Source organism: Stenotrophomonas sp. Ker107b, from assembly GCF_053847245.1.
The window spans coordinates 158,062-172,655 of the sequence record NZ_JBSPHX010000001.1 but is presented as its reverse complement, the minus strand read 5'-3'; the positions used below and the strand labels follow the sequence as shown (position 1 = coordinate 172,655).

Genomic DNA, 14,594 nt, shown 5'->3' with positions numbered 1-14,594 from the left:
GGGCGTCAGACGCCCATGTAGCGGCCCGGGCGGTGGTTGAACATCAGCACCAGGCTGAGCACCACCGCACCGATCGCCGAGTACATCACCTTGGATGGGGAGAGCACCGAGAACGCCACGCACATCAGCAGCGTGTCGAACGACATCTGCACCTTGCCGGCGCTCCAGCCGCGGGTGCGCTGCAGGTACACCGCCAGGATGCCGATGCCGCCCAGGCTGGCCCGGTGGCGGATGTAGAACAGGATGCCCAGGCCGGCCAGCGCCCCGCCGACGATGGCCGAGTACAGCGAGCTCATGTGGGCGAAATCGGCCCAGCGCGGCAGCAGGTCGGTCAGCACGCCGCAGGCGGTGACCGCCGCGAAGGTCTTCAGGGTGAATTCCCAGCCCATGCGGCGCACGGCCACCCAGTAGAACGGCAGGTTGACCAGGACGAACACCAGGCCGAAGTTCCAGCCGAAGGTGTAGTGGGCCAGGAAGGCCAGCCCGGCCATGCCGCCGATCATCAGCCCGCCCTTGGCGAAGATCGCCAGGCCGAGCGAGGCGACCAGGGTCGCCAGGACCATGCCCTGCACGTCCTCGGCCACGGAATGGCGCAGCGCCTTCTCGTCGGCCACGGTGCCGGCACTGTCCGGAGGCGGGGTCAGCGGGCCTGCGGTGACCAGGTGGCCGTCAGCGTCGTCGCACGGCGCGGGGCCATGGGAATCAAGGGACATGGGGGTGGGGGTGTGACGTGGGGAGCGGTATTAGACACGATCGGCGTGACAGTTGCTGGTGAGATTGATTCAGCCGCCTGTTGTTCACGCTCCGCCGCCCCGTGGCCTTGGGGCGTCTATGCCTGGGGAGACGACGCCGGACGTAACCTTTCATCCCGCCTGAACACCCTGTCGACGCAGCATGCACGGGTAGCACCCGCACCGCCCATCCCTCCCCCCAGGAGTTCCGTGCCATGCCCTACGTCACCACCGCCGACAAGACCGAGATCTTCTACAAAGACTGGGGCAAGGGTCAGCCCCTCGTGTTCCATCACGGCTGGCCGCTCAGCGCCGACGACTGGGACACCCAGCTGCAGTTCTTCCTGCTTCAGGGCTACCGCGTGATCGCGCACGACCGCCGCGGCCATGGCCGCTCCTCGCAGACCAGCGGCGGGCATGAGATGGACACCTACGCCGCCGACGTCAACGCGTTGACCGATCACCTGGACCTGCGCGATGCGATCCACATCGGGCACTCCACCGGCGGTGGCGAAGTCGCGCACTACGTGGCGCAGGCCAAACCCGGGCGCGTCGCCAAGGCGGTGCTGATCGGTGCGGTGCCGCCGATCATGGTCAAGAGCGAGGCCAACCCGGGCGGCACGCCGAAGGAGGTCTTCGATGGCTTCCGCCAGGCACTGGTCGCGGGCCGTGCGGCGTTCTACCGCGACGTACCGATTCCCTTCTACGGCTTCAACCGCGAGGGCACTCCCCCGCAACAGGGCATCGTCGACAACTGGTGGCGGCAAGGCATGATGGGCGCGATCAACGCGCACTACGACTGCATCCAGGCCTTCTCGGAAACCGACTTCACCGACGACCTGAAAAAGATCGACGTGCCGGTGCTGGTGATGCACGGCGACGACGACCAGATCGTGCCGATCACCGATTCGGCGGAGCTGGCCATCAAGCTGCTCAGGCACGGCACGCTGAAAGTCTACAAAGGCTACCCACATGGCATGTGCACCACCCATGCGGACGTGATCAACGCGGATCTGTTGGCGTTCATTCGCGGGTGAGTGGCCCATCCCGGGGGTGACAGACTCACCCCGGGATTCTTGAACGGCAGAAGCGCTGGCTGCTGCTTTAAAACCCCGCGCGGAGCCACGCACTGCAATGTGCCGTGAGGGCTGGCGCCAAGGCTGCGTCCCGACGCAGGGGGCCGTGCTCCACGAATGGATGCAAGCGCGCCCAGACGACACGTGCCGCATCGCCGGAACGCTGAAATACAGCGTCACGCACATTCATCTCGCCCGCCTGCAGATCGCGCGTAGCCAGTGTGCCCAGAACATGCCACTGGGCACATGCACCTGCCAAGTAGGCCAGGGGTTCGGTGTCCACCGCGCTTTCAGGCGCGGAGAAGAATGCGTCCAGGTGCGCTACCTCGTGCGCGAAAAGACGGACCGCTTCGGCAGCCCGGTGTTCTTCGTCATCCAGCCACCGCACCGCTAATCGCACTGTCAGCCCACCGGGTGGAGAGAAGCTGCGCCATCGCCAATCCCAGCGCGTATCGGGCGCTACGGTGTCGACGATGATGCGATGCGCGCCCTGCCGTTCAGAGAAATTGGATATGTAGGTAACACCCGCGAGTATCTGCTCACAGAGCGATCCAGCAGCCGGTGCGCGAACGCTCGGATCGCGCCAGCGCACTTCCACTTGGTAACGGTCATTCATACAGCCATTCTTTTGGCGCATACCGGTCAGTGGTGTCAGATCTCCAGGGATGTACTGGGCAGACACAAGGTAGGACATCCCTGCCCACGACCAGCCACTGACCATTGCTGTCCCTTCCTCGGAAACCTGCTGCTTTACATCATGGGGAAAGAACGATGCGCAGCCTCCAAGCATCAGGGCAGCGAGCACCAACGCTCGTTGCCGAAACCCGGGAACGCAACTTCGCGCTCCCAGGCAGATTCTCCCTACTCCCGACATGGGCTGACAGTGGGATAACCAGGGCAGTCGGGAGTGCCATCAAAAACTACCGCAAACCGGTTCAACTCCTGTCCCTCATAGGAGGATGCTCCAGCAATAACCTGACGTCCCGGTCCATAGTTTGAAACAAATGGATCCAATTCGTAACCAAGCGTATCGGCATCACCGGCATTGGCATAGGCCCAGCGATTGACTTCATCCGGATCTCGGGCACGTATAACAGTACCGCTACGTACCCAGGCAAATCGACGGGAAGCTACCACACGACCAGTGGCGGCATTGGACATTATTACCTCCATTTGGCCGTGGGCTGGATAGGGAACAGTCGAGTCACTTATGTCCAGCACATAGCTCTGCGAATCAGGTGCGACTCCCGTTCTAGACAAAAGATGATAGAGAAGGCTCCCGCGCCGCTCCCCCCCTTCCCATCTTGCCTCAACGCTCACACTACATTCCCCGCCGCCTCCCATCTTAGTTGTGCAACCGGCCTTACCAGTCACGTGCTTAAGCGATGCACATGACGTCGTCATCAAGCACAACGGAAGTACCAACAGCGCAGCTGTCAATGTTCTCATCACTGCCTCCCCTTGCTGGCCACATGGCGAATTTCAAAATATAAGAATTGAAAAACAAAAGTGGGAGACAGCTCTCAACAAACACCATCAAATCATCGAAATTTCCAATCGGGTCTTGATCAACAATTGGAACAGACTGCCCAGGACCACTCGACAATCAATCGTCCTTTGTTCAACGGACAAAGTTAAGCAGCGTCCCTCAACGCGCGACAAGCTTCTGCCGCTCGGCGTTGTAGCGATCCCCGACGATGGCGATGCTGTCCAGCGCCGCACTTATCTGCTGCAGGTTGGCCTCACTCAGCACCACCGCAGCCGCGCCCAGATTCTCGGTCAGGCGGTGCAGCTTGGTCGTGCCGGGAATCGGCACGATCCACGGCTTGCGCGCCAGCAGCCAGGCCAAGGCGATCTGGGCCGGCGTCGCGCCCTTGTCGGCGGCAATCGCGGTGATGCGATCCACCAACGCCTGATTGGCCTGGCGCGCTTCAGCTGCAAACCGCGGCACGCTGTTGCGGAAGTCATCGGCAGCGAACTGCGTATCCACCTTGATCGCACCGGTCAGGAAGCCCTTGCCGAGCGGGCTGAACGGCACGAAGCCGATACCCAGTTCTTCCAGCACCGGCAGCACCGCCTGTTCCGGCTCACGCCACCACAGGGAGTACTCGCTCTGCAGCGCCGTCACCGGCTGCACGGCGTGCGCACGGCGAATGGCATCGACACCGGCTTCGGACAACCCGAAGTGCTTCACCTTGCCCTCGGCGATCAGGTCCTTGACCGTGCCGGCCACGTCCTCCATCGGCACGTTCGGGTCGACACGGTGCTGGTAGAACAGATCGATGCGGTCGGTCTTCAGGCGTGACAGGCTGGCCTCGGCCACCGCACGGATGCGCTCGGGGCGACTATCCAGGCCCGCATCGGCATGGCCGTTCTTGAAGCCGAACTTGGTGGCGATCACCAGCTGGTCGCGGAACGGTGCCAGCGCCGCGCCGAGCAGCTCCTCGTTGAAGAAGGGGCCGTAGGCTTCGGCCGTATCGAAGAAGGTCACGCCCTGCTCGACCGCGGCGCGCAGCAGGGCGATCGCCTCGGTGCGGTCGGTGGCTGGGCCATAGCCGTAGCTCAACCCCATGCAGCCCAACCCGAGGGCGGAAACCCGCAGGCCGCTGCGGCCCAGTTCACGTGTCTGCATGGGGGTACTCCTGCCGGTGAGCCGGCCTCATGGGGGACAGCCACGATAGCCCTGTCGGCTGGGGAGATTGGATAGTGCGGAGTGCTGTCGGTGATGAGCGTGGCTAATCAATGCGGCGTCCCAACGCCGTTCGTACGGCCGTGGAAATCACGCCAGCAAGCGCGGCACCACCCAGGCCATGCCGCCGATGACGATCACCAGTAACAGACCCAGCTCCAGATACTGATACGCCAGCACGAAGGCCACCGCACCGCCGTTTCGCTGACGTGACTGCAGCACCAACCGGGGTGCCAGGATCGCCACATAGCCCAAGAAGACCAACAGCATCGCGACCGTGCCCATCGGCTTACCGAACAGCGCACCCGCCATCGTCGACGCCGCGACTGCGAGCAACACCGCGCAGGCGCGGCCCAGCAAGCCATAGCCGACGAAGGTATCGCGCGCGGACACCGCCTTCTCCGCTGCCCGGCTGCCACGCGCAGACGCCATGGACGCCAGCTCGGCTGAGGCGATCCCACGCTCGGCCAACTCGGCGGCGAGGATCGTCTCGGCCCAGTCAACCCGCTCGTGATTCGCCCACATCTCCAACAGCGTATCCGTATCCATGCCGGCGAAACTCGCCTTCAATGCCATTTCCTGTGTCACCGAAGTTCCTCCTTGAATTACGTACAAGTCAGCGCAATGCGCTGCTGAAATGAAGCGGGCTGCAAGGTTTTTGCGGCCCGTGGACGCTCCGCGGAACTCCGTTGCTCAGCGGACTTCCGAAATCTCCACCCCGTCCAGCCCCTGCGACAGCGTACGCGCATCACCGCCCTGCGAGAGCTTGATGCGCAGGCGCACTTCGTTCTGCGAATCGGCATAACGCAGCGCATCTTCGTAGCTGATCTCACCGGCCTGGTAGAGCTCGAACAGACTTTGATCGAAGGTCTTCATGCCCAGCTGGACCGAGTCCTTCATCACTTCCTTGAGCTTGTGGATTTCGCCGTCGCGGATGTAGTCCTGCACCAGCGGCGTGCCCAGCATGATCTCCATGGCGACCTTGCGCGACTTGCCGTCCGGCGAGGGAATCAGCTGCTGGGCGACCACGCCCTTGAGGTTCAACGAGAGATCCATCAGCAGCTGGTTGCGACGGTCTTCCGGGAAGAAGTTGATGATGCGGTCCATCGCCTGGTTGGCGTTGTTGGCGTGCAGCGTGCACAGCACCAGGTGGCCGGTTTCGGCGAAGGCGATGGCGTGGTCCATGCCCTCGCGGGTACGCACCTCGCCGATCATGATCACGTCCGGCGCCTGGCGCAGGGTGTTCTTCAGCGCCGCTTCCCAGCTGTCGGTATCGATGCCCACTTCGCGCTGGGTGATGATGCAGCCCTCATGCTTGTGGACGAACTCGATCGGGTCTTCGATGGTGATGATGTGGCCGGTCGAGTTGTGGTTGCGGTAGCCGATCATCGCCGCCAGCGAGGTGGACTTGCCGGTACCGGTCGCGCCCACGAACAGGATGATGCCGCGCTTGGTCATCGCCAGCGTCTTGATGATCGGCGGCAGGCTCAGCTCTTCCACAGTGGGAATGCGCGTCTCGATCCGGCGCAGCACCATGCCGACCTGGTTGCGCTGGTAGAAGCAGCTCACACGGAAGCGGCCGACCCCGGACAGGCCGATGGCGAAATTGCACTCGTGGGTCTTTTCGAACTCTTCGCGCTGCGCCGGCGTCATCACGTTCAACACCAGGTCGCGGCTCTGCTGCGGCGTCAGCGGTGTCTGGGTGATGGGCGAAATCTTGCCGTTGACCTTGATCGCCGGCGGCATGCCCGCGGTGATGAACAGGTCCGACGCCTTCTGGTGCGCCATCAGCTTGAGGAACGAGGTGAAGTCGATGGTGGTGGTGCTCATCGCGGTGTACTCCGAAGGTTTTCAGGAGCCGGCCAGCGGCCGGCACTACCACTATTCGAAAATCCGCTTGTCCTTGGCGTACTCGCGCGCCTGGTTGCGGGTGATCAGGCTGCGCTTGACCAGGTCCTGCAGGTGCTGGTCCAGGGTCATCATGCCCATCTGCTGGCCGGTCTGGATCGCCGAGTACATCTGCGCGACCTTGTCTTCGCGGATCAGGTTGCGGATGGCCGGGGTGCCCACCATGATTTCCCAGGCGGCCGTGCGCCCACCACCGACCTTCTTCAGCAGCGCCTGCGAGATCACCGCGCGCAGCGACTCGGACAGCATCGAGCGCACCATCGGCTTTTCGCCGGCAGGGAACACGTCGATGATGCGGTCGATGGTCTTGGCGGCCGAGCTGGTGTGCAGCGTGCCGAACACCAGGTGGCCGGTTTCCGCAGCGGTCAGCGCCAGGCGGATCGTTTCCAGATCGCGCAGTTCGCCGACCAGGATGATGTCCGGATCCTCACGCAGGGCCGAACGCAGCGCTTCGTTGAAGCCGTGCGTGTCGCGGTGCACTTCGCGCTGGTTGATCAGGCACTTCTGCGAGGTGTGCACGAATTCGATCGGATCCTCGACGGTGAGGATGTGGCCGTATTCGTTCTTGTTGATGTGATCGATCATCGCCGCCAGCGTGGTCGACTTGCCCGAACCGGTCGGGCCGGTGACCAGGATCAGGCCCTGCGGCTGATCGATCAGCTCACGGAAGATCGGCGGGCAGGCCAGGTCTTCCAGCGTGAGCACTTCCGAGGGAATGGTACGGAATACCGCACCCGCGCCGCGGTTCTGATTGAAGGCATTGACTCGGAAGCGCGCCAGCGAGGGAATCTCGAACGAGAAATCGACCTCGAGGAATTCTTCGTAATCACGACGCTGCTTGTCCGACATGATGTCGTACACCAGCGCGTGGACCTGCTTGTGGTCCAGGGCCGGAATATTGATGCGGCGGACATCGCCGTCGACGCGGATCATCGGCGGCAGGCCGGCCGACAGATGAAGATCCGACGCTTTGTTCTTTACAGAAAACGCCAACAGCTCGGCGATATCCATGCGCTGCTACTCCCCATGACTGCTGCGACTGGAAGGTTCTTTCCCCGGGCGGCAGTATAGAGCGAGATGTGCACAATACGCTCCAGCCCCTGATCCACCGGACCCGCCGTGACCATCCAGACCCTGCCTGCCATCCTGACGAACCTGCACAACGCGGCGGTGGCCGCCGGACGGCCAGATCCGGTCCTGCTGGCGGTCTCCAAGACCCAGCCGGCCGACGCCGTGCAGGCCTTGGCCGCGCAGGGCCAGCGGGCCTTCGGGGAGAACTACGTGCAGGAGGCGGTGGCCAAGATCGAGACGCTGGCGGCGCTGGGCCTGGAATGGCACCTGATCGGCCATCTGCAGTCCAACAAGGCCGAGCTGGCCGCCCGCCATTTCGACTGGGTGCAGAGCGTGGACCGGCCCAAGCTGGTCACCGCACTGGCCGCGCACCGCCCGCCCGGCCAGCCGCCGCTGAACGTGCTGATCCAGGTCAACATCGATGACGAGGACAGCAAGCACGGTTGCGCGCCGGAGGACATCGACGCGCTCGCGGCCGCCATCGCTGCGGCGCCGCAGCTGCGCCTGCGCGGGCTGATGGCGATCCCGGCGCCCTGGCCGGACGCCGCGCGTCGCCAAGCCGCCTTCACCCGCATGGCCGCGCTGTTCGCCACGCTGGCCGCAGCGCATCCGCAGGCGGATACGCTGTCGATGGGGATGAGCAGCGATTACCCTGAGGCCATCGCCCATGGCGCCACCATGGTCCGTATCGGCACCGCGCTGTTCGGCGCACGCCGGCAACCGATCTGAGCGCCCCGCCCGTTCCAAGGAGAGTTCATGAGTACGTCCCCCATCACCTTCATCGGCGGCGGCAACATGGCCCGCAGCCTGATCGCCGGCCTGGTCCGCCAGGGCGTGGCCCCGGCCAGCCTGCATGTCGCCGAGCCGGTCACTGAACTGCGTGAGCAGTTGACGGCCGAGTTCGGCGTCAAGACCTACGCCAGCGCGACCGAAGCCGCCGCGCAGGGCACGGTCTGGGTACTGGCGGTGAAGCCGCAGGTGCTGCGCGATGTCTGCGCCTCGCTGACCGATATCGCCCAAGGCAAGCAGCCGCTGGTGGTCTCCATCGCGGCCGGCATCACCAGCGGCCAGCTGGACCGCTGGCTGGGTCGCGGCCAGGCCGTGGTCCGTGCGATGCCCAATACGCCCGCCCTGCTCGGCGCCGGTGTGACCGGGCTGTTCGCCACCGCCGAGGTGAGCGCCGCGCAGCGCGCGCAGGCCGATACCGTGCTGGCCAGCGCCGGGCGCACCGTGTGGATCGAGGACGAAGCGCGCATGGATGCCGTCACCGCGGTCTCCGGCAGTGGTCCGGCCTATGTGTTCCTGCTGGCCGAAGCGATGGAAGCGGCCGGCATTGCGCAGGGCCTGCCTGCCGAGGCCGCCCGCACGCTGGTGGTGCAGACGCTGCTCGGTGCCTCGCGCATGCTCGATGAATCCGGTGAAGCCCCGGCCGAACTGCGTCGCCGCGTGACCTCGCCCAACGGCACCACGCAGGCGGCGATCGAGAGCTTCCAGGCTGACGGTTTCGAGGCCATCGTGGCACGCGCGATCGACGCGGCGACCACGCGTGGGCAGGCATTGTCGGCGGCAAATGATTGACGGCCAAACGCAGCCACGCATGGCGTGGCGCTACCCCTACGTTTACGGGAGACATGCACATGAAGATCCTGCTTGTCGGTGCCAGCGGCACCTTGGGCCAGGCGGTCGCCAGCACGCTCGGCGTACACCATGAACTGATCCACGCCGGCCGCCACGGTGGCGATGTGCAGGTCGATCTGACCGACGATGCCAGCGTGGAGGAGCTGTTCGCGAAGGTGGGCAAGGTCGATGCCGTGATCGCCACCACCGGCCGGGTGCACTTCGGTCCACTGGCCCAGATGCGGCCGGCCGACTTCAACCTCGGCCTGCAGGACAAGCTGCTCGGCCAGGTGCGGTTGAGTCTGGCCGCCCAGCATCACCTGAACACCGGCGGCTCGATCACGCTGACCAGCGGCATCATCAGCGCCCAGCCGATCCGCGATGGCGCCAACGCCACGGCATCCAATGCCGCGCTGGAAGGTTTCGTGCGCGCCGCCGCCTGCGAGCTGCTGCCGCGGGGGCTGCGCATCAATGCCGTGAGCCCGAACGTGCTGGCCGAATCGGTGGACGACTACGGCGCCTACTTCCCGGGCTTTGAACCGGTGACCGCGCAGCGCGCATCGCTGGCCTACCAGCGCAGCGTGGAAGGCATACAGAGCGGGCAGGTCTTCACCGTCTGGTGAGGCGGGAGCCGCCCAGCGGCCGGCCCTACTCCCAGCGGCGCGGGCCGTCGCCCTGGTCGCCGAGCGCATCACCGGGGTTGGTCAGGCGGCAGCGCTTCAAGGACAGGCAGCCGCAGCCGATGCAGTCGGTGAGCTGGTCGCGCAGCAGCAGCAACTGCTCGATGCGCTGGTCCAGCTCACTGCGCCACAGCGCCGACATCTTCGCCCACTCGGCCTTGGTCGGCGTCTTGTTCTCGGGCAACGCAGCAAACGCGGTCGCGACTGCTTCCAGCGGCATCCCGACCCGCTGGGCGACGCGGATCACCGCCAGCCGGCGCAGCACGTCGCGCGCGAAACGGCGCTGGTTGCCGGCGGTACGCAGACTGCGGATCAGCCCCTTGCGCTCATAGAAATGCAATGCCGATACGGCCACACCACTCCGTTTGGCGACGTCGCCTACACTCAGTTCCTGCGCGATCACTGCTTGACCTCAACCTTGGTTCAGGTGGCATCCTGCGCGCCGCCGGGGGTGCAGTGCAAGCCCGGCCCTCCTCCCGATGTCTGGAATCCGCATGTCCGCTGACGCCTCGTCTTCGCCCACCACCGCTCCGGTGGCGGGCGCCCCGATCCCCTCGATCCTGTCACCGGCCTACCGCGCCACCACGATCGGGATGGTCGCGCTGGTCTCGCTGCATGCCTTCGAGGCACTGGCCGTGGCCGCGGCGATGCCGACCGTCGCCCATGATCTGGATGGGCTGCGGCTGTACGCGCTGGCGTTCGGCGGCACCCTGGCCACCAGCGTGATCGGGATGACGCTGTCCGGCCGCTGGAGTGATCAGACCGGCCCGGCGCGGCCGCTGTGGCTGGGTCTGGCCTGCTTCGTCGCCGGCCTGCTGGTGGCCGGGTTCGCCCAGCACATGCCGGTGCTGGTGCTGGGCCGCTTGATGCAGGGCCTGGGCGCCGGTGCGATTTCGGTCGCGCTGTACGTGCTGGTCGGGCGCTCCTTCCCCGAGCCGATGCGACCGCGGGTATTCGCCGCGTTCTCCGCCGGGTGGGTGGTGCCCTCGTTGATCGGCCCCAGCATCAGCGGCCTGATCGTGCAGCATCTGGGCTGGCGCTGGGTGTTCCTGATCGTGCCGCTGCTGGCGATCCCGGCGGCGTTGCTGCTGCGTCCCGCCCTGCGCCAGGTCGGCCTCGTAACCGCAGGCAGCACCGGCCGCAACGTGGTGCCCTGGGCCGTGGGTGCCTCTCTGGGTGCGCTGGCGCTGTATATCGGCGGGCAACAACAGGGCTGGTTTGCGATCGCGCTGCTGGGCCCTGCATTGGCAGTGCTCGCGCTGTGCAGTTGGAAGCTGTTGCCAACCGGCACGTTGATGCTGCGCCGCGGCCTGCCCAGCGTGATCGCGCTGCGTGGCATCGCCGCCTCGGCGTTCTTCGGCTGCGAAGCCTTCCTGCCCCTGCTGCTGCAGCGCGAACGCGGCTTGACGCCGGTTCTGGCCGGTGTGGCGCTGAGCCTGGGCGCGCTGGGCTGGTTCTCCGGCTCCTGGCTGCAGGGCCATCAGCAGCGCGGCTGGTCGCGCCGACAGTTGCTGCAGTCCGGCGCGCTGTTGATGTGCGTGGGCATCCTGGCCACCTCGCTGGCGATCCAGCCCGGCATACCGCTGTGGTCGGCGATGGTGGGCTGGGTGCTGACCGGGCTGGGCATGGGGTTGATCTACCCCAGCCTGTCGGTGCTGACGCTGTCGCTGTCCGCGCCTGAGCACCAGGGCGCCAACACGTCTGCCCTGCAGCTCAGCGAGGCCCTCGGGGTGGCGACCACGCTGGCGATCTCCGGCTCGTTGTTCGCACTGTTCCTGGACGGCCGCGAAGTGCTGGGCTACCTGCTGACCTTCGCGATCATGCTGGTGCTGGCGCTGTCGAGCGTGGTCGTCGCGCGGCGGATCTGACGCTCAGCGGGACACGCCCCTTACGGATGCGTGTCGCCGACCTCTTCAAGATCCTCACGCAGGATGCGGCGGATCTCCAGCACGGCCTGCGGGGTTTCCTGCACGCTGTGCCCGGAGATGATCACCTTCTCCGACACCGCCCCCTCCAGGTGCGCGCTCCAGTACGGCACCAAGCCATCATCGGACTGCAGCAACGGCACTTCCGGTTTGCGCTGGGCGATGATCGAGTGGTACTTCAGCCCCGGCGTGATCGGCAGCGCACCGGCGGCCTTCACGAATGGATCGCTGGCCTTGAGGTTGTCGATGCTGTTGGGAATCTGCAGCTTGGTCGTGCTGTTGGCCGATTCGGATTCCTGCAGGGTCACGAATACATCCTCGAACTTGCCCAGCAGGGTGATCGGCAACCGCACCAGCCGGCCGATCAGGCGCCCCACCCGATTGCCGGCGATGTCCGTGCCCTTGTGCGGGGCGGCGATGAAGATTGCCCGCTCCACGTTCGGTTCGGCGGTGAAATGCAGCAGCGGCCCCAGCTTGGCTTCCACCCGCTTCAGGCGCTCGCCCTTGAGGTCGTAGTTGGCCAGCAGATCGTTCCACAGCACATCACCGGAGGAGGTCACCAGCAGGCGCGCGAGCACACCGCCCATGCTGTGGCCGATGAACACCATGTCCTTGGAAGCCGGCGTGCTGCCGGTCGGGTCGAAGTGGTTGAGCGTGTTGTTGAACGCCTGGTTGATCTCGTAGCGGTTGAGCGCGATCGGGGCGTTGGTCGGGTAATACACCTGCCAGACCTGGAAATGCCGGCGCAGCTCGGGATCGCCCATGATCTCGTTGGCCACGTTCACCCACGCTTCCGGGCTGCTGCCCAGGCCGTGCAGCATGAAGATGATGCGGCGGTTGGGATCCCACGGCTGCATCAGGTACATGTGCGGCGCACCGATGCCTTCGCTGAGGCCGAACAGCGTGCGCAGCGACTGGGTGGCAAAGCCGGACTGGGCCAGCCAGATACCGTAGGCAGCGGTGAAGTTGCCGGCCAGCGGCACCTTCTCACCGTGCAGGTCCACGCGCTCGGTGGATTCGGGCGAGTACACCTCGAACAGTACCTGGGTCGTATCCAGCACCTGCTGCAGGGTGTCGCCCTTGAAACGCAGCAGCGCGGTGGCGTTGATCGCCGACATCTCGCTGTACTGCGGAATCTCCACCTTTTCGCCATCGGCCGGGGCCACCAGCTTGGGCGGGTCCATGATCACCACCAGCTCGGCGCCGAAGCCATCACGGCGATAAGTACTGCGCAGGCCGGCGAAGCTCAGCGCCGAGGCGGACACCATCCGGGTCGGGATCGTCTGCATCCGCAGCTCGTCGAAATCGGCGGTCAGCGTCCAGCGCTCGCCCGCCACGGCGGCATTGTAATCCTCGCCTTCCAGCGCGCTCTCGCGGCTGCGCTTGAACACCACCGAGGCGGTCTGTTCGGCGGCGTAATTGTAGTAATCGCGGACCTGGGTCTGGCGATCCTCGAAGGCGCGGTCGGAGGGGGTGCGGCCGCTGAAGAACAGGTACGCATAGGCATAGCGTGCCGCCTCCAGCCAGGCATCCAGCGCCGCATCGGACATCGGCGTCTTTTCGCGGTCCTTGGGCTTGGGGGTGAGCGCCAGCGCCGTCTTCACCCACAGCTCGGACTGCGCGGACAGGCGCTGCTCCTCAGGAAGCACGTCGGTATGCCCCAGCGTCTTCTGGCAGGCGGCCACGTCCTTCTCGCACTGCGCCACGTCCATGCCGATGACGCTCAGCGTCTCCTGCGAGGCGGCGCTGAGCTTGCCAGAGGTGAGCACATCGCCGCGCTTGTTGGCGAGGTAGTCGGTCGGCGCCACCTGCTTCATGGTGACCATCGCACAGCCACTGGACAGCAGCAGCGAGAGCACCACGGCCAGCATCGGCAACGCGCGGTGCGGCAACAGCTTCAATGCGGAACTCATGGAACGCTTTCCTGCTCTGCCCCCGGGACGCCCCGGCGGATCACCTGTGAAAAATCATCGGTCTCGCTGCTGGCGCGTGCACGATCGGTAATGCGTCCGCGTGCCTTCAGCGTCTCGAACGGCACGCCCGGCGTGAGCACGCCCAGATCCCGCGCGTACTCGGCGAAGTAGCCCGAGGCCAGCAGCCGGTAATCCATCGGCAGGCCCGGCGCGATCTGCTTGGCCAGTTCGTACACGATGGTGGTGCAGTTGCTGGTCAGGGTGTTGTAGAACGCCGGCGCAGCATCGAGCTTGCGGGCCTCGCCCAGATAGGACAGGAACAAGCCCTTGAGCTGCTCGTGGGTCATGCCGTGCAGACGGTACAGATACACGTCTTCGCCCCGCGCGTTGGTACGCGTGCGCACGATGTCCGATTCCTCCGAAGCGACCAGGGTCATCTCGAACTTGCGGAAGAACCCGCCAAGCGCCGAGAACGACTCGCCGCGCTCCTTGCGGATCTCCAGTGAAAACACCAGGTAGCGGCCATCTTCGAAGCCGAACGAGATCAGCGTGTGCGCGATCGCCGGGCCCATCCAGTAGGACATGATCAGGTCGGCCGAGCGCAGCTGGTCCAGGTTGTACTCGCGGCGGACCCAGCGCGCGTCGTAGTCGGTCTCGCTGCGCCAGGTGAAGTCACGGACGTTGTCCAGCACCACCCGTGAGCCATCCACCTCGACCACTTTCAGGCGCTGGGCGACGTCATCGGCCCAGATCCGATCCTGGCGGGGAGTGAGCAGCAGCCACCAGATGCCCGAGAGCACCAGTGCAACGCCGTACAGGACGCCTGGCCAGCGCCCGGCGCGCGCACGCGCCACGCCCACCGCACCGGTGACGGCGAACACCGCCCACAGGCCCACCAGCAGATACCGCAACCAGCCCGGACCCGGCAGCTGATAGGCCAGCAAACCGGTGATCCACAGCGCCGCCAGCAGCATCAGCAGCGCC

The 14,594-nt window shown here is 65.5% G+C and carries 15 protein-coding genes; 5 read left to right on the top strand and 10 right to left on the bottom strand.

The window, feature by feature from the left end; genetic code table 11:
- Positions 1–5: 5 nt before the first annotated feature.
- Complete coding sequence (locus ACWV8V_RS00925) at positions 6–713, bottom strand: YitT family protein (protein WP_123728550.1); 708 nt, start codon at positions 711–713, stop codon at positions 6–8.
- A gap of 233 nt (positions 714–946) precedes the next feature.
- Here ACWV8V_RS00925 and ACWV8V_RS00920 point away from each other — a divergent pair, with 233 nt between their 5' ends.
- Entirely contained in the window at positions 947–1,768 is an 822-nt protein-coding gene (locus ACWV8V_RS00920; protein WP_455898708.1) for an alpha/beta fold hydrolase, read from the top strand.
- Between the two features lie 67 nt (positions 1,769–1,835).
- Here the strand turns inward: ACWV8V_RS00920 and ACWV8V_RS00915 are convergent, their stop codons facing one another.
- The 6 genes from ACWV8V_RS00915 to ACWV8V_RS00890 all read right to left on the bottom strand — a co-directional run bounded on the left by ACWV8V_RS00915 (position 1,836) and on the right by ACWV8V_RS00890 (position 7,415).
- Positions 1,836–2,612: a hypothetical protein gene (locus ACWV8V_RS00915; protein ID WP_455898707.1), complete on the bottom strand. Its 777-nt coding sequence runs from the start codon at positions 2,610–2,612 to the stop codon at positions 1,836–1,838.
- Positions 2,613–2,668: 56 nt separating this feature from the next.
- A complete protein-coding gene (locus ACWV8V_RS00910; protein ID WP_455898706.1) occupies positions 2,669–2,968 on the bottom strand; it encodes a hypothetical protein in 300 nt (99 codons plus the stop codon).
- A 487-nt stretch (positions 2,969–3,455) separates the two neighbouring features.
- Positions 3,456–4,439, bottom strand: a complete 984-nt coding sequence (locus ACWV8V_RS00905; protein ID WP_455898705.1) for an aldo/keto reductase — start codon at positions 4,437–4,439, stop codon at positions 3,456–3,458.
- A 147-nt stretch (positions 4,440–4,586) separates the two neighbouring features.
- Entirely contained in the window at positions 4,587–5,084 is a 498-nt protein-coding gene (locus ACWV8V_RS00900) for a hypothetical protein (RefSeq protein ID WP_455898704.1), read from the bottom strand.
- Between the two features lie 105 nt (positions 5,085–5,189).
- Positions 5,190–6,326 carry a PilT/PilU family type 4a pilus ATPase gene (locus tag ACWV8V_RS00895; protein WP_123728545.1) on the bottom strand — a complete coding sequence of 379 codons (1,137 nt, stop codon included), beginning with the start codon at positions 6,324–6,326 and terminating at the stop codon, positions 5,190–5,192.
- 51 nt (positions 6,327–6,377) lie between these two features.
- Positions 6,378–7,415 (bottom strand): type IV pilus twitching motility protein PilT, encoded by a 1,038-nt coding sequence (locus ACWV8V_RS00890; protein WP_019185385.1) that lies wholly within the window; start codon positions 7,413–7,415, stop codon positions 6,378–6,380.
- A gap of 108 nt (positions 7,416–7,523) precedes the next feature.
- Between ACWV8V_RS00890 and ACWV8V_RS00885 the strand changes: the two genes are divergently transcribed.
- Genes ACWV8V_RS00885 through ACWV8V_RS00875 form a run of 3 tightly spaced genes read left to right on the top strand, consistent with a single transcriptional unit; the run spans position 7,524 to position 9,715 of the window.
- A complete protein-coding gene (locus ACWV8V_RS00885) occupies positions 7,524–8,204 on the top strand; it encodes a YggS family pyridoxal phosphate-dependent enzyme (RefSeq protein ID WP_455898703.1) in 681 nt (226 codons plus the stop codon).
- Positions 8,205–8,231: 27 nt separating this feature from the next.
- On the top strand, positions 8,232–9,053 hold the full coding sequence (gene proC / locus ACWV8V_RS00880) for a pyrroline-5-carboxylate reductase (protein WP_455898702.1): 822 nt from the start codon (positions 8,232–8,234) through the stop codon (positions 9,051–9,053).
- A gap of 59 nt (positions 9,054–9,112) precedes the next feature.
- Positions 9,113–9,715, top strand: coding sequence for a short chain dehydrogenase (locus tag ACWV8V_RS00875; protein ID WP_455898701.1), 603 nt, complete (start codon positions 9,113–9,115; stop codon positions 9,713–9,715).
- A gap of 25 nt (positions 9,716–9,740) precedes the next feature.
- Here the strand turns inward: ACWV8V_RS00875 and soxR are convergent, their stop codons facing one another.
- On the bottom strand, positions 9,741–10,175 hold the full coding sequence (soxR, locus tag ACWV8V_RS00870) for a redox-sensitive transcriptional activator SoxR (RefSeq protein WP_184997011.1): 435 nt from the start codon (positions 10,173–10,175) through the stop codon (positions 9,741–9,743).
- A 91-nt stretch (positions 10,176–10,266) separates the two neighbouring features.
- Between soxR and ACWV8V_RS00865 the strand changes: the two genes are divergently transcribed.
- A complete protein-coding gene (locus ACWV8V_RS00865) occupies positions 10,267–11,640 on the top strand; it encodes an MFS transporter (protein WP_455898700.1) in 1,374 nt (457 codons plus the stop codon).
- A 20-nt stretch (positions 11,641–11,660) separates the two neighbouring features.
- On the opposite strand, the gene ACWV8V_RS00860 is transcribed toward ACWV8V_RS00865, so the two are convergent.
- Positions 11,661–13,610 carry an esterase/lipase family protein gene (locus ACWV8V_RS00860; RefSeq protein ID WP_455898699.1) on the bottom strand — a complete coding sequence of 650 codons (1,950 nt, stop codon included), beginning with the start codon at positions 13,608–13,610 and terminating at the stop codon, positions 11,661–11,663.
- Positions 13,607–14,584, bottom strand: a complete 978-nt coding sequence (locus ACWV8V_RS00855) for a lipoprotein N-acyltransferase Lnb domain-containing protein (RefSeq protein ID WP_455899586.1) — start codon at positions 14,582–14,584, stop codon at positions 13,607–13,609. The genes ACWV8V_RS00860 and ACWV8V_RS00855 overlap by 4 nt, the downstream gene beginning before the upstream one ends.
- Positions 14,585–14,594 lie beyond the last annotated feature (10 nt).